Genomic DNA, 17669 nt, shown 5'->3' with positions numbered 1-17669 from the left:
GCGAACGCACCCCGACGCCGCTGCCGCGCGCACGCCGCTGCCGCGCGCACGCCGCTGCCGCGCGCATGGCGCTGCACCGTCCGGATGTTAGGAAGGGTCCCCTGCTATGCCGTAGGCGTTAGCAGGGGACCCCTCCTTGCATCTCAGAGCACCTCAGAACGGCTCAGAGCACGCGGTGGACCCAGCCGGCCGGGTCGGTGCCCTTGCCCCGCTGGATGTCGACGAGCTGCTGACGCAGGCCCATGGTCACCGTGCCCGGCTCGCCGCCGCCGACGGCGAACTCCCCCTCGGGGAAGCGCACCACGCCAATCGGCGTGATCACCGCCGCCGTGCCGCAGGCGAAGACCTCACGCAGCCGGCCGCTGGCGGCGTCGGTCCGCCACTCGTCGAAGGTCACCGGACGCTCCTCGACCCGGTGTCCGGCCGCCTCGGCCAGCATGATCACCGACTCCCGGGTGATGCCGGGCAGGATGGTGCCGGTCAGCGGCGGGGTGGCCACCGAGCCGTCGTCGTAGACGAAGAAGACGTTCATGCCGCCCAACTCGTCGACGTACTTGCGCTCCACCGCGTCCAGGAAGACCACCTGGTCGCAGCCGTGCTCGATGGCCTGCGCCTGGGCGGCCAGCGAAGCAGCGTAGTTGCCGCCGCACTTGGCCGCGCCGGTGCCACCGGGCCCGGCCCGGGTGTAGTCGGGCGAGACCCAGACCGTCACCGGCTTGACGCCGCCGGAGAAGTACGCCCCCACCGGCGAGGCGATCACCGAGTAGAGGTACTCGTTGGCCGGCCGGACACCGAGGAAGACCTCGCTGGCGAACATGAACGGCCGCAGATAGAGGCTGCCGTCCTCGCCCTCCGGGATCCACTCGCGGTCGATCTCGATCAGCCGGTGCAGCGAGTCGACGAAGGTCTCCTCGGGCAGCGTCGGCATCGCCATCCGGGTCGCCGAGATGTTGAACCGGGCCGCGTTGGCGTACGGGCGGAACATGGTCACCCCGCCGTCCGCGGCGCGGTACGCCTTCATCCCCTCGAAGATCTCCTGCGCGTAGTGCAGCACCGCGCTGGCGGGATCCATCGGGATCGGCGCGCGCGCCTCGACCCGGGCGTCGTACCAGCCCTTGCCCTCGGCGTAACGGACGGTGATCATGTGGTCGGTGAAGACCCGACCGAATCCGGGGTTGGCCAGCAGCGCGGCCCGATCGGCGGCGGATACCGGCGCGGGATTCGGACGGATCTCGAAGTCGAGCTTGTCACCACCGCTCATTGCGCTGACCTCCCTGGGGGTACGACGACATGCGCCGACCGCATGCCGGAAACTTTTGTGCCAGAAACTTACCCCGAACGGTCGTTCAGCGGGTAGGTCGACCGGCGGGTAGAAGCCGACAACCGGTATGGAGCCCACGGAACGTGCTGATCGACGCGGGGTCGTGCCGAGGCCCGGGAGTTCACCCGGCGCGCACCTCGAACCCTCGTCACCGGGATCACCGGCGACGCAGCGGCAACCTCAGGCGGATACCTGCGCGGCGATCCGGTCGCCTACCTCGGCCGTACGCAGGGTTACGTCCGGGCCACGGGCGGCCAGCTCCGCGCTGACCGCGGCGGTGATCCGGGCGGCGGCGTCGGCGTGCCCGAGCTGGTCGAGCAGCAGGGCGCCGGAGAGCACGGCGGCGACCGGGTCGGCCACGCCACGTCCGGCGATGTCCGGCGCGGAGCCGTGCACCGGCTCGAACATCGACGGGTACGTCCCGTCCGGGTTGATGCTGCCGCTGGCGGCCAGGCCGATCCCGCCGGTGACCGCGGCGGCGATGTCGGTGAGGATGTCACCGAAGAGATTGTCGGTGACCACCACGTCGTACCGCTGCGGCTGGGTGACCAGGAACATCGCGGCGGCGTCGACGTGCTGGTACTCGGTGGTGACGTCCGGGTGCTCGGCGGCCACCGCCTCGAAGGTGCGGGCCCACAACGAGCCTGCGTGGGTGAGCACGTTGGTCTTGTGTACCAGCGTCACCTTGCGCCGCTCGCGCCGACGGGCGCGGGCGAAGGCGTCCCGGACCACCCGCTCCACCCCGTGCCGGGTGTTCAGGCTCTCCTCGGTGGCGATCTCCGCCGGGGTGCCCCGGTGCAACGCGCCGCCGGCACCGGCGTAGAGACCCTCGGTGCCCTCGCGGACGACGACCAGGTCCACCTCACCGGACTTGACGGTGGCCAGCGGGCTGGCCACGCCGGGCCAGAGGCGCGACGGGCGGAGGTTGACGTACTGGTCGAAGGCGAACCGCAGCTTGAGCAGCAGGCCCCGCTCCAGCACGCCGGGCGGGACGGTCGGGTCGCCGACCGCGCCGAGCAGGATCGCGTCGTGCTCGGCCAGCTCGGCCAACACCGAGTCGGGCAGCACCTCGCCGGTGCGGTGGTAACGTGCCGCGCCGAGGTCGTACTCGGTCGCCTCGACGCCCGGCAGCACCGCGTCGATGACCTTGCGGGCCTCCGCGACCACCTCGGGTCCGATCCCGTCCCCGGCCACCACCGCGATCCGTGCCACCGTCAGCTCCTTCGCTCGTATCGGGTCGACCGTACGCTGCCGTCCCGCCTCCCGGTACGAGTGTTCCACTTTTCGGGAAATCACCGGCCCTCGGGAATCACCGACGCACAGCACCTTCCCAGGAGGCATTCATGGGGCGGTCATGTCCGCTGCCTACGGTGATCTCCAACGGGCCACCCGGCCCGGACGGTCGGCGTAACGGCGCGGCGGACGTCGAGGAGGGGGCGGACACGATGTGGACCGACGAGCAGCCACGGACCCGCTGGATCGACCCGGCGGTCTTTCGCTACCGCCGGCCCGACCTGCGGCTGGGCACCCGCGACCCCAAGCCGGACCGCACCGGCACGGTGGCCGGTGACCGGATCGCCGTCACGCACACCGTCCGCACCTCGACCGCGGAGTACCGCCTGCTGCTGAACGCCCCCGAGTGGCTCGGCCGCCGGGGCGTCGGCGAGGCACTGCGGGACGCCGTCGCCGAACTGCGGGCCATCGACCTGACCTACAGCCCGCACCGACCGGAGAGCCTGGTGTCCCGGCTGCGTCGGGGCGAGATCAGCGCCGAGTCGTACCCGCCGCTGGCGGAGCTGGTCGACCGGTGCGCCGCCATGCGGGCGGCCACGGACGGCTGGTTCGACGCCTGGGCGGTGCCCGGCGGGTTCGACCCGGGCGGCCTGCTCGGTGGATGGGCGGTCGAGCGGGCCGCGGCCCGGCTGCGCGCCGCCGGCATCCACGACTACGCCGTGCTCGCCGGCGCCGACCTGGTGGTACGCGGAAACGCCGCACACGGTGGGCCATGGCGGATCGCGGTGCACCACCCGACCGACCGTCGCCGGGCACCGCTGGTGCTGGAGATGACGGCGGGCGCGATCGGCACGTCCGGGGTGACCGGACGGCAGGGCCATGTGGTGGATCCGCACACCGGTGAGCCCGCCGACGAACTCATCGCTGCCACGGTGGTCGGCCCCGACCTGACGGTGGCCGACGCGTACGCCACCGCCCTGTACGCCGCCGGGCCGGCCGGACTCGCCTGGTTCCGGTCCGATTCGGACTACCGCGCGCTGTTCGCCACCCGGCGCTGACTCGGGAGGCGTGCACATCGGCACGAGGTGGGAGTGTCGAGTGTGGGCGACGGCAACGATCGGCCTCCACGGCCGCGGCAACGACCGTGGAGGCCGGTCGGCGACGAATGCGCATGGCTCGCGCAATCGAGGGGTGCGGGCCGGTCGGCCGGACGTCGACCTCGCCACCCGAAGACGGGCCGCTGCCACGAACTCGGCCGGTAACCGCACCCGTACGCTATCGAATTGACGTGATTCGCGGCAAGGGCTCCACAGGGGAGCTTCTGGAACGATTCCATCGGCGCGCTAACGCTCTCGCAACCGGGCCGTTTTCGACAAGGTGCACACCGGATGGCACGCTGTCCGCCGTGAGTTTCGATCTGAGCGTGTGGGCCCTGCCGGACGGGGCGACGCCCGAGGACGTACGAGCCGCGGTGCAGCAGTGCCGGAACGGCCGGCACGGCGAACGCCAACCGGACCCACGGGTGGTGGCCTTCTACCGGGCGATCACCGCCAGCTACCCCGACCGGCCGAACGGCTCCCGGACGCCCTGGGCGGTGATGCCGCTGCACGCGGCGGCCGACCACGTGGAGATGAACCTGGATCCGGGCTGTCCCGACCAGGTACTGCTGGACATCGAGCGATTCGCCGGCGAGTACCGGCTGATGCTGTTCGACGCGCAGGACGGCTCGGTCTATCCGCCGCCGGCCGTCCGACTGCCCGGCTGACCACTCCGCCCGGCCGCGCACCGACACCCCGGTCGGTTCCGCGCGACGGACGGCGACACGACGAGGGGCCCGGCCGTCGGCCGGGCCCCTGTCGGTCGTGTGTGGACTACTCGTCGCGCAGGTCCGCCGCGCTGGCCGCGGTCGCGCCGATCGAGTCGGCGGCCGAGGTGAGCAGCTCGGCACCGAGCGCCTGGTCGACGGTGAGGGTCATCAGCGTCTCACCACCGGCCTCCCGGCGGGCCACCTGCATCGCGGCGATGTTGATGCCGGCCTCGCCGAGCAGGGTGCCGACGGTGCCGACCACGCCCGGGCGGTCGGCGTACCGGAGGAACAGCAGGATGCCCTCCGCACCGATCTCCACGTCGAAGCCGTCCACCTCGGTCAGCTTGATGATGTCCCGGGTGCCCGCGTGGGTCACCGTGCCGGAGACGCTGACCGTACGGCCGTCGGGCAGCGCGCCGCGAACGGTGACCAGGACCGGGTACTCGACGGTGTCGGTCTGGGTGGTCAGCGACACCTCCACACCGCGCTGGGCGGCCAGGTGCGGCGCGTTGACGTAGGTGACCTGCTCCTCCACCACGGAGCTGAACAGCCCCTTGGTGGCGGCGAGCTTGAGCACCGTGACGTCGTGGTCGACGATCTCGCCGCGTACCTCGACGGTGACGCTGGCGGCGATCCCACCGGCGACGGCGGTGAACGCCCGGCCGAGCTTCTCGGCCAGCGGCAGCAGCGGGCGTACGTCCTCGGCGACCACGCCGCCGGCCTGCACGTTGACCGCGTCCGGCACGAACTCGCCCTGCAGGGCCAGCTTGACGCTCTTGGCCACGGCCAGACCGGCCTTGTCCTGCGCCTCGGCGGTGGAGGCACCCAGGTGCGGGGTGGCCACCACGTTGTCGAGGGCGAACAGCGGCGAGGAGGTGCACGGCTCCTTGGCGTACACGTCCACACCGGCGCCCGCGACGCGGCCTTCGGCCAGCGCGTCGGCCAGCGCCTGCTCGTCGACCAGGCCACCCCGGGCGGCGTTGACGATCCGCACGCCCGGCTTGACGATGGACAGCTCCTTCTCACCGATCAGGCCCACGGTCTCCGGGGTCTTCGGCAGGTGGATGGAGATGAAGTCGCTCTCCCGCAGCAACTCCTCCAGCCCGACCAGGCGTACGCCGAGCTGCGCGGCGCGAGCCGGCTGGATGTACGGGTCGTACGCGATCAGCCGGGTGCCGAAGGCCGCGATGCGCTGCGCGAACAGCACGCCGATGCGGCCCAGGCCCACCACGCCGACGGTCTTGCCCTGCATCTCGACGCCGGTGTACTTGGACCGCTTCCACTCCCCCGCCTTGAGCGCGGCACTGGCGCTGGCGGTGTTCCGCGCGACGGCGAGCAGCAGCGCGACGGCCTGCTCGGCGGCGGAGACGATGTTGGAGGTGGGGGCGTTGACGACCATGACGCCCCGCGCGGTGGCGGCGGGCACCTCGACGTTGTCCAGACCCACTCCGGCCCGGGCCACGACCTTGAGCCGCGGAGCGGCGGCGATCGCCTCGGCGTCGATCTGGGTGGCACTGCGGACGATGACGGCGTGGGCCTCGGAGAGCGCCGAGAGCAGGGCCGGGCGGTCGGTGCCGTCGACGTGCCGGACGTCGAAGTCGTGGGCGAGCACCTCGATGGCGGCGGGGGCGAGTTCTTCGGCGATCAGTACGACAGGAGTCATTGGTCCTCGTAGATGTCGTCAGAGCGGTCGGCCGGTGCGGGGACGCTGCGCTGCGCCCGGCGCGGGCGGGGCCATGGCCGTCAGGTGCCGCCTGGAGCACCTACCGCGATCGTAGGGGGCGGCCAGCCCGGCGCGCCCCGGACCACGGGGTGAGTGCCCTCACAAACCGGACGTGACGTGCGTGTTAACGATCGTTAGCCACCCCGGTGAACAGCACGGCACCCGGTCCCGACGTCGGGGAGAACGTCGGGACCGGGTGCCGTCGGTGAGAGTGCTCTCAGGTGGCCGAGATCTCAGGCCGTCTCGGTGATCGGCCGGTCGACCCAGCTCATCATGCCGCGCAGCTTGGCGCCGGTCTCCTCGATCGGGTGCGCCGCGCCCTCCGCCTGCCACTTGCTGAAGTTGGGGCGGCCGGCCTCGTCCTCGGCGACCCACTCGCGGGCGAACTCGCCGTTCTGGATCTCACTGAGGATCTTGCGCATCTCCTCCTTGACCCGGCCGTCGATGACCCGCGGGCCCCGGGACAGGTCGCCGTACTCGGCGGTGTCGGAGACGCTGTACCGCATCCGGGCGATACCGCCCTCGTACATCAGGTCGACGATGAGCTTCAGCTCGTGCAGGCACTCGAAGTAGGCCACCTCGGGGGCGTACCCGGCCTCGGTGAGCACCTCGAAACCGGTCTGCACCAGCGCCGCGGCACCGCCGCAGAGCACCGCCTGCTCGCCGAAGAGGTCGGTCTCGGTCTCCTCCTTGAAGGAGGTCTTGATCGCGCCCGCCCGGGTGCCACCGATGCCCTTGGCGTACGACAGGGCCAGCGCGAGCGCGCTGCCGCTGGCGTCCTGCTCGACGGCGACCAGGCAGGGCACGCCCTTGCCGTCGGCGTACTGCCGGCGGACCAGGTGACCGGGGCCCTTCGGGGCGACCATCGCCACGTCCACCTCGGCCGGCGGCGTGATCAGGCCGTACCGGATGTTGAAGCCGTGCCCGAAGAACAGCGCCTTGCCGGCCCTGAGGTTCGGCGCGATCGACTCGGCGTAGACGTGCCGCTGCGCGGTGTCCGGCGCCAGCACCATGATCACGTCGGCCTCGGCCGCCGCCTCGGCCGGGGTGAGCACCCGCAGGCCCTGCTCCTCCGCCTTGGCCCGGCTCTTCGAACCCTCCGGCAGACCGATCACCACGTCGACACCCGAGTCGCGCAGCGACAACGCGTGGGCGTGGCCCTGGCTGCCGTACCCGATGACGGCGACCTTCTTCGACTGGATCAGGCCCAGGTCGGCGTCGTCGTCGTAGTACACCTCAACGCTCATGACTTCCCTTTCGTACGGCGGCCGCAGTGGCCCGTCGTGGCTTCGTGGTTGCCGCGGCTCAAGGAGCCGGGCCGGCGGTTCGGTTCGGACGGCCCGCGCGACGGGCCGGCGGTCTCGGGTCAGGCGGCCCGTAGGGCGGGGCCGGCGGTGATGGCGCGCGAGCCGCGGCCGATCGCCACCAGGCCGGACTGCACCATCTCCTTGATCCCGAAGGGTTCGAGATCGCGCAGCAGCGCGTCGAGCTTGTCAGGGGTGCCGGTGGCCTCGACGGTGAGCGTGTCCGAGGCCACGTCGACCACCCGCGCCCGGAACAGGTTGACCGTCTCCAGGACCTGGGCGCGGGCGTTGCGGTCGGCACGCACCTTCACCAGCAGCAGCTCGCGCGCCACCGAGGTCGACGGGTCCAGCTCGACGATCTTGAGCACGTTGACCAGCTTGTTGAGCTGCTTGGTGACCTGCTCCAGCGGCGACGACTCGGCGTTGACCACGATGGTGATCCGGGAGACGTCCGGGTTCTCGGTCTCACCGACGGCGAGGCTGTCGATGTTGAACCCGCGACGGGAGAACAGCCCGGAGACCCGGGCCAGCACGCCCGGCTTGTTCTCCACCAACACGGAGAGAGTGTGCATGGTCATGCCACGACCTCGCTGCGCTCGGTCGCGCCATGACGCGACAGTGGGCTGAGCCCGATGATTCGTTCGCTACGCTCACTCATTTAAATATCGTCCTCGTCGAAGGTCGGGCGGACGCCACGGGCGAACATGATCTCGTCGTTGCTGGTGCCGGCAGGGACCATCGGCCACACCATGGCGTCCTTGCCGACCACGAAGTCGATCACCACGGGCGCGTCGTTGATGGCCATCGCGGCCTCGATGGTCTTGTCGACGTCCTCGGCGTTCTCGCAGCGCAGCCCGATGCAGCCCAGCGCCTCGGCGAGCTTGACGAAGTCGGGGATGCGGTGCTTGTGGGTGCCGAGGTCGGTGTTGGAGTACCGCTCGCCGTAGAACAGCGTCTGCCACTGGCGGACCATGCCGAGGTTGCCGTTGTTGATCACGGCGATCTTGACCGGGATGCCCTCCAGGGCGCAGGTGGCCAGTTCCTGGTTGGTCATCTGGAAGCAGCCGTCGCCGTCGATCGCCCAGACCACCGTGTCCGGCATGCCGACCTTGGCGCCCATCGCCGCCGGCACCGCGTACCCCATGGTGCCGAGGCCGCCGGAGTTCAGCCAGGTCTGCGGCTTCTCGTACGAGATGAACTGGGAGGCCCACATCTGGTGCTGGCCCACCCCGGCGACGTAGATCGCGTCCGGCCCGACGATCTCCCCCAGCCGCTTGATCACGTACTGCGGGGAGAGGGTGCCGTCGCTGGGCTCCTCGTAGCCCAGCGGGTACCGCTCACGCAGGTCGTCGAGCTGCGCCCACCAGTCGGTGATGTCGGTGCCACGGCCCGCCGCACGCTCGGCGTTGACCGCCGCCAGCAGCTCGTCGATCACGTGTCGGGCGTCACCGACGATCGGCACGTCCGCGTGCCGGTTCTTGCCGATCTCGGCCGGGTCGATGTCGGCGTGCACCACGGCGGCGTCCGGTGCGAACGAGTCCAGCTTGCCGGTGACCCGGTCGTCGAACCGGGCGCCCAGCGCCACGATCAGGTCTGCCTTCTGCAGGCCGTAGACGGCGGCGACGGTGCCGTGCATGCCGGGCATGCCCAGGTGCTGCCGGTGCGAGTCGGGGAAGGCGCCCAGCGCCATCAGCGTGGTGATCACCGGGATGCCGGTCAGCTCGGCCAGCTTGCGCAGGCCCTCGGTGGCACCGGCCTTGAGCACACCGCCGCCGACGTAGAGCACCGGGCGACGGGCGTTGCTCATCAGCCGGGCCGCCTCCCGGATCTGCTTGCCGTGCGGGTGCAGGGTGGGGCGGTAGCCGGGCAGGTCCAGGGTGGGTGGCCAGGCGAAGGTCGTCGGCGCCTGGAGCACGTCCTTGGGGATGTCCACCAGCACCGGGCCCGGTCGGCCGGTCGAGGCCAGGTGGAACGCCTCGGCCAGCACCCGCGGGATCTCGGTGGCGTTCTGCACCAGGAAGTTGTGCTTGGTCACCGGCAGCGTGATGCCCTGGATGTCCGCCTCCTGGAAGGCGTCCGTGCCGATCGAGGGCCGCGCCACCTGGCCGGTGATCGCCACCAGCGGCACCGAGTCCATGTACGCGTCGGCGATCGGGGTGACCAGGTTCGTCGCGCCCGGCCCGGAGGTCGCGATGCACACGCCGACCCGGCCGGTGGCCTGCGCGTAACCGGTGGCCGCGTGTCCGGCGCCCTGCTCGTGCCGGACCAGGATGTGCCGGACGGTCGAGTCGTAGAGCGGGTCGTACGCCGGAAGGATCGCGCCACCCGGGATACCGAAGACGACGTCGACGCCGAGCGCCTCGAGGGAACGCACCAGCGAACCGGCGCCCGAGACCTGGGACTGGGCCTGGGTGGGGCGTACCGCCGGGGTGGGGGTGGCGGCGCGGGCGGCGTCGGTGGTCTCGGCGGCGCTACGGGCCCGCCGGGCGGAGTGGGCGAGGGTCTCTGGCGTGGGTCTCGTCATGGCGGTTTGCCTTCGGCTGGAGTGGGTGGGGCTGCTCACGGGTGGACGCGGTGATCCGGCGGCGTCCGATGGGTTCGACGGCAAGAAAAAAGCCCACGTGCCAGATGCACGGGGCCAGCGCACTCTCAGTCAGGGAGAGTGCGCTCAGGTAAGTACTCGCAGCGACCGGTTCGACGACATGGGCCAAGCCTGACGCATCTCACGCGATGAGTCAACTGATCCCACATATTGGTTCACGGATCTCGGCGCGTTCCGTCCGGCACGCCGCTCACACCGGGCCCGACGTGCTCGGACGCACCCTCGACCGCACGCGGAAGGGGCGGCTGGAAGGGGCGCGCGGGCGTCCCGTCCACCGGTACCGGGCGGGCCGGGCGGGCACCCGGCGACGTCGCCGCCTCCAGCATCGCCTCCAGGTGCTCGGCCGGTACGCCCCAACCGAACAGCGCGCCCTGACCGAACCGGCAGCCGGCCGCGACCACCGCGGCCAGTTCCGTGGGGTTGGTCACGCCCTCGGCGACGACCTCGAGCCCGAGCTGATGGCCCAGCCGCATCACGATGTCGACCATCGGCGCGAAGGCCGGGCCGTCCTGCCCCACCGGCCGGACCGGCTCGTGCTCGGCGACCAGACTGTGGTCGATCTTGAGAATGTCGATCGGGAGCCGACGCAACTGCCCCAGCGACGAGTAGCCGGCCCCGAAGTCGTCCAGCGCGATCCGCACACCGGTCAGGCGCAGCGCGGTCAGCCGCCGGATCAGCTCGTCCAGGTCGGTGGCGACCGCGTGTTCGGTGACCTCCAGCACCAACCGCTGCGGCGGGACGTGGTGCGCGCGCAGCGCCTCGGCGACCTGCACCACGTACTCGGCGGCGTGCAGCTCGCGTGGCGAGACGTTGACCGACACCCAAACGTCGTGCCCCTCGGCCAGCCAGCGGGACAACTGGTAGCACGCCTGGTGCAGCACCCAGGCGCCGAGCTTGGCGATCATCCCGCACTCCTCGGCGAGCGGGATGAACTCGTCCGGCCGGACGTTGCCCAGCTCCGGATGGCGCCAGCGCAGCAGCGCCTCGGCACCGACCGGACGCACCGACGGCAACGAGGCCACCGGTTGGAAGACCAACCGCAGCTCGTCGCGCTCGATCGCGCCGCGCAGTTCGTGCTCCAGCGTCGTGCGGCGACGCAACAACCGGTCGTACGCGCCGTCGTAGCGCTCGATGCGGTTCTTGCCGCGCTGCTTGGCGTAGCGCAGGGCGGCGTCCGCGTGCCGCAGCAGCAGTTCGACGTCGGGTTCCTCGGCCCAACCCGCCATACCGATGCTGACCGAGAGGAACACCGGCCCCTCGGACTGCTCGTAGGCACCGCCGAGCACCCTGAGCAGCCGCTCGGCCACCACTCCGGCCTCGGCCGGGCCACCGTGCATGAGCACCGCGAACTCGTCGCCGCCGAGCCGGGCGGCGAGGTCACCGGGGCGCAGGTTGCCGCGCAGCCGCCGGCCCACCTCGGCCAGCACCGCGTCACCCACGTCGTGCCCGCGCATGTCGTTGACGTTCTTGAAGCCGTCCAGGTCCAGACCGAGCAGGACGCAGGGCACCCGGGCCTCGGCGGACCGGTGCAGCGACTGCAACAGTCCCCGCCGGTTGGCCAGCCCGGTGAGCGCGTCGGTGTGCGCGAGCTGCCGGAAGTGCGCCTCCCGCTCGGCGAGCCGCCGGGCGTAGGCCCGTACGTCGTGCAGGGTGAGGTACTGCCGGGCGACCAGGGCGAAGCCCTCGATGCTGCCGGCGACGATGGCCGGACCGTCGAACCGGCCGTCCTGGAAGAGGTGGTACATCGCCGAGGCGGCCATCGCGATCATCGGCACCACCGCGTACTCGCTGTCGCGGCGGATCACGTCGACGGCGACCTGGTCCGGCGGGTCGATCCGGCGGACCGCCAGCGCGGCGGCGAGCAGGCCCACGGCGAGCATCGCCGCACCGGTGAAGGTCACACCCGGCCCGCCCTGGCAGAGCCCGGCCGCGATGGCCAACCCGCCACCGGTGGCCACGGTGATCCCGCCGCCCAACACCGCGAGGTGCTGCCGGGGCGGTGGTGCGCGGAAGACCATGATCGCGGCCAGCCCGGTGCTCAGCGCCGCGCTGGCCGAGGCGACCAGGATCGCCGGGCAGGCCGTCGGAGTGGCCGCGCCGAGCAGTCGGGTCGGCTCGGAGAGCAGCACCCACCCCACGAACCAGAGCGCGGCACCGACGATCACCCCGTCCAGGGCCAGCCGGGCCGCGGAACTCGCCGAGCCGGCGACCCCGGGCATCCGGAGCAGGCCGGCGCCGAAAAGCAGGCTGCTCGCCGCCGTGCCGATCGCGACCAGCGTGGCCCAACCGGTGCGCTGCGCCTGCTCGTGTGCCCAGTGCCCGCCGACGGTGAGCGCCTCCGTCACCCCGACCAGCAGGGTCAGCAGGGCGATCACGCCACCCGCGGCCAGCAGCGCGTACGCCGAGCGGTGCGGGGCGGACCGACGGCGTACCGACAGGGCGAACAGCACACCGGCCGTGAGGGCGACCAGTGCGCTCGACACCGCGACACCGATCAACGCCGGGGGTGTGTGCACCCCGCCAACTCTGCCGGATCGGCTTCCGCCGTGGGGATCGGGTGTGCATCTGTTGGGACACGGTCCGTGTGCCTGTCCGACACGGGGTTCACGGTGCAAGACTGGTACGCATGCCTGAGCTGCGGTCGAAGACCTCCACGCACGGTCGGACGATGGCCGGCGCCCGGGCCCTGTGGCGGGCCACCGGGATGACCGACGACGATTTCGGCAAGCCGATCGTCGCCATCGCGAACAGTTTCACCCAGTTCGTGCCGGGCCACGTACATCTCAAGGACCTCGGCGGGCTGGTCGCCGAGGCGGTGGCCGAGGCCGGCGGGGTGGGCCGCGAGTTCAACACGATCGCGGTCGACGACGGCATCGCCATGGGCCACGGCGGCATGCTCTACTCCCTGCCCAGCCGGGAGTTGATCGCCGACGCGGTGGAGTACATGGTCAACGCGCACTGCGCGGACGTCCTGGTCTGCATCTCGAACTGCGACAAGATCACCCCGGGCATGCTGCTGGCCGCGCTGCGGCTGAACATCCCGACGGTCTTCGTCTCCGGCGGCCCGATGGAGGCCGGTAAGACGGTGGCGATCGAGGGCGTCGTCCACTCCAAGATCGACCTGATCGACGCGATGATCGCCTCCTCGAACGAGTCGGTCACCGACGACCAGCTCGACGCCATCGAGCGCTCCGCCTGCCCGACCTGCGGCTCCTGCTCCGGCATGTTCACCGCGAACTCGATGAACTGCCTGACCGAGGCGATCGGGCTGGCCCTGCCGGGCAACGGCTCCACGCTGGCCACCCACGCCGCCCGCCGGTCGCTCTTCGTCGAGGCCGGCCGCACCGCCGTGGAGATCGCCAAGCGGTGGTACGACCACGACGACGCCTCGGTGCTGCCGAGGGTGGTCGCCTCCCGGGCCGCGTTCGAGAACGCCGTCGCGCTGGACGTGGCGATGGGCGGTTCGACGAACACGATCCTGCACCTGCTGGCCGCCGCCCGCGAGGCCGAGATGGACTTCACCGTGGCCGACATCGACGAGATCTCCCGCCGGGTGCCCTGCCTGGCCAAGGTCGCCCCGAACTCGCCGCAGTACCACATGGAGGACGTGCACCGGGCCGGTGGCATCCCGGCCATCCTGGGCGAACTCGACCGCGCCGGCCTGCTGCACCGAGACGTGCACGCGGTGCACTCGCCGTCGCTGTCGCAGTGGCTGGCCGACTGGGACGTGCGCGGCGGCTCGGCCACCCCGGAGGCGATCGAGCTGTTCCACGCCGCGCCCGGTGGCGTGCGGACCACCGAGCCGTTCTCCACCACCAACCGCTGGTCGAGCCTGGACACCGACGCCGCCAACGGCTGCATCCACGACCGGGAGCACGCATACTCCGCCGACGGCGGGCTGGCCATCCTGCACGGCAACCTCGCGCCGGACGGCTGCGTGGTCAAGACCGCCGGCGTGCCCGAGGAGTGCCTGACCTTCCGTGGGCCGGCGAAGGTCTACGAGTCGCAGGACGACGCGGTCACCGCCATCCTGGCCAAGGAGATCGTCGCCGGGGACGTCGTGGTGATCCGCTACGAGGGCCCCAAGGGCGGCCCGGGCATGCAGGAGATGCTCTACCCCACCTCGTTCCTCAAGGGCCGGGGGCTGGGCCGGGCCTGCGCGCTGCTCACCGACGGCCGGTTCTCCGGCGGCACCTCCGGCCTCTCCATCGGGCACGTCTCCCCCGAGGCGGCCTCCGGCGGGCTGATCGCGCTGGTGGAGCCGGGCGACGAGATCGTCATCGACATCCCGAACCGGTCGATCGACCTGAACGTGCCGGCCGACGTGCTGGAGGCCCGCCGGATCGCCCAGGAGAAGCGGGACCGCCCGTACACTCCGGTCGACCGGCAGCGCCCGGTCTCCGCAGCGCTGCGCGCGTACGCCTCGATGGCCACCTCGGCCAGCGACGGCGCCTACCGCCGCGTCCCCGAATGAGGTGAAAGGAAGGGTCCCCTGCTAACGCCTCGCGTATAGCAGGGGACCCTTCCTAACACTCCAGGCGGCGCCAGCGCTCGACGTGCGCGGCCGGTGCGCTCAGGACTGCGCGAACATCTGCCCGATGCGGATCTTGTTGCCGAACGGGTCGCGGATGCCGAAGTCGATCCCGTACGGCCGTTCCATCGGCTCGTCGGTGATGTCGACGCCCTTGGCGACGAGTTCCTCGTACGTCTTGTGGGCGTCGTCGGTGGTCATGAACAGGAAGCCGCCGGCCGCCCCCTTGGTGAGCAGTTCGCGGACCTGCTCGGCGGTGGCCGGGTCGAGGCTCGGCGGGCCGGGCTTCTCCAGCAGGATCTCGCGCTGGCGGTCACCGGGGATGTTCACCGTGAGCCACCGCATGAAGCCCAGATCCTGGTCGGTGTTCACCTCCAGGCCGAGCTTGCCCACGTAGAAGTCGAGAGCCTCGTCCTGGTCGAGGACGTAGACCTGAGAGCGGCTGATCGCGTTCATCGTCATACCCGGAACGCTAGTGCAACGCTCTGACCTGCTGCTTATCCAAAACTGCTCGGCCTCGTCCAGGCTTTGGTGAAGCAGCCCGGCACCGGCGCGGTCGGCGCGATGCGCCGCTTGCGGTAGTCGGTGGGCGACTCGCCGACGATCTGTCGGAAGGTACGGCTGAACGTGCCGAGGCTGCCGAACCCGACCGAAAGACACACCTCGGTCACATCCTGCTCGGTGTGCAGGAGCAGGTACATGGCACGCTCCACCCGACGCCGTTGCAGGTACCGGTGCGGCGTCTCCCCGAAGGTCGCCCGGAAGGTGCGGATGAAGTGAGCCTCGGAGACGTACGCGATCTTCGCCAGCGTCGGGATGTCCAGAGGTTGCGCGTACGCGCGGTCCATCGCGTCCCGGGCGCGCAACATCGCCCGGTTCGTCTGCTCGACCGCCCTACTCACCCGCGCTCCTCCCACAACGCCCAACAGATCAAGCCCGGCCAGCATGAATCCGGCGGGCACTCCACTGGCCGGAGCCTACGCTCCCGGTCGGTCGGCCGATGACGTCGACGAGCGCCACCACCGGGTCCGCCGCAGCCGACGGCCGCGCGACTCTCATCCTTCAATGGCATGCAGGTCGGGGGCTTCGGCGAGGAGGTGTATGCCCTCGTCGTCGTGGAGATGGAGAGAGCAGCCGGCCCGGGTGAATCGCACGGTCATCACCTGCCCGACGTGTCGGGCGGCCAGCCGCAGCAGCACCGGCACCGGGTCGGCGGGCAGGGTGCTCGGCGCGGCCTCGGGCACCGGGATCGGCACCACCGCGTCAGTCGGCGCGGCGTTGGCGATGGTGTCGGTCAGGCACTCGACGCACCAGGCCAGCGCCGCTTCCAGGGTCGGGCGGTAGGGCCACTCGTCGGGGCGGACCAAGGCGTCGCGCGGTCGCAGCTCGACCGACCAGCGCAGCCCGCTCAGGTAGCGCGGATCATCGGCATTGTGCCGCAGGTCGCAGACCCCGGCCTCAAGCGCCAGGTCCAGGCCGAGTGCGAGCCGGATCAGCTCGGTCTATCGGATCGACCAGCCCGACATGACCGACGACGACCGCGAACGCGCCGTCGACCTGCGCCTGCAACGCCAGTCACTGCTGACTCGCCGCCTGCCCAAGGCACCACAGGTGCAGGTCGTCCTCTGCGAGTCCGTCCTACTCCGACCGGTCGACGCACCGACCGTCACCGCTCAACAGTTGAGGCACTTGCAGGAGTTGAGCAACCTACCGGATGTCTCGATTCGGATCCTGCCGCTCGCCGCTGGTCCGCACCTTGGCGCGGTCGGTGGCGAATTCGTGCTGCTTGACTTCCCCTTGGGCAACCGTGCCACTCCTGAGCCTCCTGTCGTCTACTGCGAGTCGTGGACCGGGGCGCTTTACCTGGATCGGCCGACCGAGTTCGCGGCCTACGAAAAGGCATGGTCGAGCCTGCTCAGGCTCGCGCTTGATGAGGAACAATCGAGGCGACTCATCGACAAGATCATCGAGGAGGTTCACCGTGGTTGACCTGACCGGCGCCCGCTGGCGCAAGAGCAGCCGCAGCGGCGGCAACGGCGGCGAGTGCGTCGAGGTCGCCGACAACCTGCCCGGCGTCATCGCGGTCCGTGACAGCAAAGACCCACATGGCCCCGCCCTCACCTTCACCCCCACCGCCTGGGCCAACTTCCTAACCACCACCCGCACCATTAACTGACCCCGAAAACCCGGCGAGACCTCAAGATCTTGGACACTTTCCATTCGAGCCGAACGGGAAGTGTCCAAGATTGACAGTCGTCGCCCACGGTTACGCGGAAGGCTCGGTGTTTTGGGCGGCTTCATCCTCGGCACTGGGCTAATCACCTTCTGCAGGGTGCTCGCGTTACCACCTCGTGGAGGTACGGACGGAATTCAGCGATCTGATCCGGGCGATGGCGCGTCGCGACTGGGGCACGATCGACCGGCTCTTGACCGAGGTGGAACGCAGTGGCTGGCGTGGCGGCAGCCAGGTGATCGCTGCGGCCTTCGCCATCGCGGTCAACGAACGCTTCGCCCCCGCGCCCTTCCCCACCGCCGTAGCCCGCTTCGTCGCCGAGACGCAGGCGCAGTTCCCGGCCGCGCAGTCGCTACCCAGACTGGAGATGGAAGCACTCGTCCGGGCTGCGCTCGGCGAGGTCGACCTGATCGACCGTCTCAGCCCTGAGACCGCCCTCCAGATGCAGATCGTTCTCCTCGGCAGACTGCTTCAGGACAGCTACCGATCCGAGCCTGAGCTTGAGGCATTCGTTGCCGACGTCGAGAGCACCGCCGCCGACTACCTGTAGCCCACCGGGCAGCGAGCCGCATTCATCTCCGCTAGTGTCCGTCCGACTACTCACGCATGATGCACGTTCGCGGACGGTCGACGGAGGACAGCATGGCCAGCATCGAAGAGGTCAAGGCGGCACTGATGCAGGCGGCCGAGCAGGGCAACGCCACGATCAACCAGATCCGAGCCGCCGCCGACAACACCGAGCAGATGCTGAGCCGGTTACGTGCCGTCGCCGCCGGCACCGGCCACCCGACCATCGCCGAAGCCATCGCCCGGGGCGAGCAGAGCAAGCAACGGCTGGCCGAGGCCATGACCCTCGTGCAGGGCAGCTCGGAGGCCGCACGCCGCTACGTCGGCATCCTCGGCTGAGCGACCACC

At 70.8% G+C, this 17669-nt stretch carries 17 protein-coding genes; 7 read left to right on the top strand and 10 right to left on the bottom strand.

The features are described from left to right. Positions 1-163 precede the first annotated feature (163 nt). Positions 164-1261 carry a branched-chain amino acid aminotransferase gene (locus ABT008_RS04460; protein WP_350693571.1) on the bottom strand — a complete coding sequence of 366 codons (1098 nt, stop codon included), beginning with the start codon at positions 1259-1261 and terminating at the stop codon, positions 164-166. Positions 1262-1501: 240 nt separating this feature from the next. Continuing rightward, the gene (locus tag ABT008_RS04455) at positions 1502-2533 is read right to left on the bottom strand and encodes a 3-isopropylmalate dehydrogenase (RefSeq protein WP_350693569.1); all 1032 of its coding nucleotides are present in this window, start codon (positions 2531-2533) and stop codon (positions 1502-1504) included. 233 nt (positions 2534-2766) lie between these two features. On the opposite strand from ABT008_RS04455, the gene ABT008_RS04450 reads away from it, so the two are divergent. Next, on the top strand, positions 2767-3612 hold the full coding sequence (locus ABT008_RS04450) for an FAD:protein FMN transferase (protein WP_350694061.1): 846 nt from the start codon (positions 2767-2769) through the stop codon (positions 3610-3612). A gap of 347 nt (positions 3613-3959) precedes the next feature. Then, positions 3960-4319, top strand: a complete 360-nt coding sequence (locus ABT008_RS04445) for a hypothetical protein (RefSeq protein ID WP_350693568.1) — start codon at positions 3960-3962, stop codon at positions 4317-4319. 106 nt (positions 4320-4425) lie between these two features. Here the strand turns inward: ABT008_RS04445 and serA are convergent, their stop codons facing one another. The 5 genes from serA to ABT008_RS04420 form a co-directional block, all read right to left on the bottom strand. Then, positions 4426-6024, bottom strand: a complete 1599-nt coding sequence (serA, locus tag ABT008_RS04440; protein WP_350693566.1) for a phosphoglycerate dehydrogenase — start codon at positions 6022-6024, stop codon at positions 4426-4428. Positions 6025-6317: 293 nt separating this feature from the next. After that, positions 6318-7331, bottom strand: coding sequence for a ketol-acid reductoisomerase (gene ilvC / locus ABT008_RS04435; RefSeq protein ID WP_350693564.1), 1014 nt, complete (start codon positions 7329-7331; stop codon positions 6318-6320). Between the two features lie 119 nt (positions 7332-7450). Next, the gene (gene ilvN, locus ABT008_RS04430) at positions 7451-7966 is read right to left on the bottom strand and encodes an acetolactate synthase small subunit (RefSeq protein WP_350693563.1); all 516 of its coding nucleotides are present in this window, start codon (positions 7964-7966) and stop codon (positions 7451-7453) included. Positions 7967-8046: 80 nt separating this feature from the next. After that, positions 8047-9912 carry an acetolactate synthase large subunit gene (locus ABT008_RS04425; RefSeq protein WP_350693561.1) on the bottom strand — a complete coding sequence of 622 codons (1866 nt, stop codon included), beginning with the start codon at positions 9910-9912 and terminating at the stop codon, positions 8047-8049. Positions 9913-10145: 233 nt separating this feature from the next. Further along, positions 10146-12506: a putative bifunctional diguanylate cyclase/phosphodiesterase gene (locus ABT008_RS04420; protein ID WP_350693560.1), complete on the bottom strand. Its 2361-nt coding sequence runs from the start codon at positions 12504-12506 to the stop codon at positions 10146-10148. A gap of 110 nt (positions 12507-12616) precedes the next feature. Here ABT008_RS04420 and ilvD point away from each other — a divergent pair, with 110 nt between their 5' ends. Next, on the top strand, positions 12617-14464 hold the full coding sequence (gene ilvD, locus ABT008_RS04415; protein WP_350693559.1) for a dihydroxy-acid dehydratase: 1848 nt from the start codon (positions 12617-12619) through the stop codon (positions 14462-14464). A gap of 99 nt (positions 14465-14563) precedes the next feature. Here ilvD and ABT008_RS04410 read toward each other — a convergent pair whose 3' ends face one another. The 3 genes from ABT008_RS04410 to ABT008_RS04400 all read right to left on the bottom strand — a co-directional run bounded on the left by ABT008_RS04410 (position 14564) and on the right by ABT008_RS04400 (position 15888). After that, entirely contained in the window at positions 14564-14983 is a 420-nt protein-coding gene (locus tag ABT008_RS04410; protein WP_350693558.1) for a VOC family protein, read from the bottom strand. Positions 14984-15018: 35 nt separating this feature from the next. Further along, complete coding sequence (locus ABT008_RS04405) at positions 15019-15423, bottom strand: helix-turn-helix domain-containing protein (RefSeq protein ID WP_350693557.1); 405 nt, start codon at positions 15421-15423, stop codon at positions 15019-15021. Positions 15424-15576: 153 nt separating this feature from the next. Further along, positions 15577-15888 (bottom strand): hypothetical protein, encoded by a 312-nt coding sequence (locus ABT008_RS04400; RefSeq protein ID WP_350693556.1) that lies wholly within the window; start codon positions 15886-15888, stop codon positions 15577-15579. Positions 15889-15952: 64 nt separating this feature from the next. On the opposite strand from ABT008_RS04400, the gene ABT008_RS04395 reads away from it, so the two are divergent. The 4 genes from ABT008_RS04395 to ABT008_RS04380 all read left to right on the top strand — a co-directional run bounded on the left by ABT008_RS04395 (position 15953) and on the right by ABT008_RS04380 (position 17660). Continuing rightward, positions 15953-16510, top strand: a complete 558-nt coding sequence (locus ABT008_RS04395; protein ID WP_350693554.1) for a DUF5753 domain-containing protein — start codon at positions 15953-15955, stop codon at positions 16508-16510. Next, complete coding sequence (locus ABT008_RS04390; protein WP_350693553.1) at positions 16503-16697, top strand: DUF397 domain-containing protein; 195 nt, start codon at positions 16503-16505, stop codon at positions 16695-16697. Before ABT008_RS04395 ends, ABT008_RS04390 begins: the two co-directional genes overlap by 8 nt. Before the next feature lie 175 nt (positions 16698-16872). Beyond that, positions 16873-17304: a hypothetical protein gene (locus ABT008_RS04385; RefSeq protein WP_350693551.1), complete on the top strand. Its 432-nt coding sequence runs from the start codon at positions 16873-16875 to the stop codon at positions 17302-17304. Between the two features lie 92 nt (positions 17305-17396). Continuing rightward, positions 17397-17660, top strand: coding sequence for a hypothetical protein (locus ABT008_RS04380; protein WP_131052028.1), 264 nt, complete (start codon positions 17397-17399; stop codon positions 17658-17660). The last annotated feature ends 9 nt before the right edge of the window (positions 17661-17669 follow it).

The sequence above is a fragment of the Micromonospora sp. NPDC002389 genome, from assembly GCF_040296095.1.
In the GTDB taxonomy this organism is placed as follows: domain Bacteria; phylum Actinomycetota; class Actinomycetes; order Mycobacteriales; family Micromonosporaceae; genus Micromonospora.
The sequence above is the reverse complement of the archived record's forward strand: the minus strand, read 5'-3'. Positions and strand labels throughout refer to the sequence as shown.

Coding starts and splice junctions, on each gene's coding strand:
- ABT008_RS04450 (WP_350694061.1), top strand. CDS start 2,767: ATGTGGACCGACGAGCAGCCACGGACCCGCTGGATCGACCCGGCGGTC.
- ilvN (WP_350693563.1), bottom strand. CDS start 7,966: ATGACCATGCACACTCTCTCCGTGTTGGTGGAGAACAAGCCGGGCGTG.
- ABT008_RS04425 (WP_350693561.1), bottom strand. CDS start 9,912: ATGACGAGACCCACGCCAGAGACCCTCGCCCACTCCGCCCGGCGGGCC.
- serA (WP_350693566.1), bottom strand. CDS start 6,024: ATGACTCCTGTCGTACTGATCGCCGAAGAACTCGCCCCCGCCGCCATC.
- ABT008_RS04410 (WP_350693558.1), bottom strand. CDS start 14,983: ATGACGATGAACGCGATCAGCCGCTCTCAGGTCTACGTCCTCGACCAG.
- ABT008_RS04380 (WP_131052028.1), top strand. CDS start 17,397: ATGGCCAGCATCGAAGAGGTCAAGGCGGCACTGATGCAGGCGGCCGAG.
- ilvC (WP_350693564.1), bottom strand. CDS start 7,331: ATGAGCGTTGAGGTGTACTACGACGACGACGCCGACCTGGGCCTGATC.
- ABT008_RS04460 (WP_350693571.1), bottom strand. CDS start 1,261: ATGAGCGGTGGTGACAAGCTCGACTTCGAGATCCGTCCGAATCCCGCG.
- ilvD (WP_350693559.1), top strand. CDS start 12,617: ATGCCTGAGCTGCGGTCGAAGACCTCCACGCACGGTCGGACGATGGCC.